This window comes from Streptomyces sp. P5F9 (genome assembly GCF_057961495.1).
On the sequence record NZ_JBXVPZ010001032.1, the window covers coordinates 1 to 668 of the forward strand.

Annotated in this window: 1 pseudogene; it reads left to right on the forward strand. The window is 68.6% G+C overall.

What is annotated here, in order from left to right:
• Positions 1-187 precede the first annotated feature (187 nt).
• Positions 188-668, forward strand: a pseudogene (locus AC31A1_RS52255) (helix-turn-helix domain-containing protein); the annotation flags it as partial.

The window sequence follows — 668 nt, forward strand, 5'->3', positions numbered from 1 at the left end:
CCTCCCGGCAGCCGGGCCCGCCATTCACCCATTCGCCCATCCGGGTGAACATCATCAACTGGGCTGGATTCCGGGCAGGTTGCGTGATCTACGCTCAGCGCAAACAACCGCAGACATACGACGGCCCTCGCCGGGACGGCAATCCCAAGGCGAGGGCCTGACCACCTAGGAAGACGAACCCTTCCCGATGGATACGTACGACATTACCGCGCCCCCGCGCGCCCAGTCCCGGCACACCGCCAACGCTCACACGAACCACCCGAACCGGCGGCCCAACAGTCACGGTCACGGCGGCCTCACACACGACAACGCCCGCCACACCACCCGCTTCACGGTGATCGGCAACCACCTCGCCCAGCACCCGGAGCTGTCGGCCCTGGCAATCGGACTCGGCGTCCACATCCAGTCCCTGCCCGCGGACTCCCGCGTCGACATCAAGACCCTCGCGGCCCGCTTCCCGGAGGGCAGGGACCGAATCGCCGCCGCGCTACGGGAGTTGGAGACCCACGGCTATCTCCGCCGCGAACGCCACCGCATCCCCGACGGCCGCATCGTCACCCGCACGATCTCGTGCAACCAGCCCGGCAGCGGCCGTAGGGACCCCCACGCCTCGGCAACACCGAAGAAGCCGAAGAACCACACCCCCCGCAAGGCACTCCCGCCCGTAC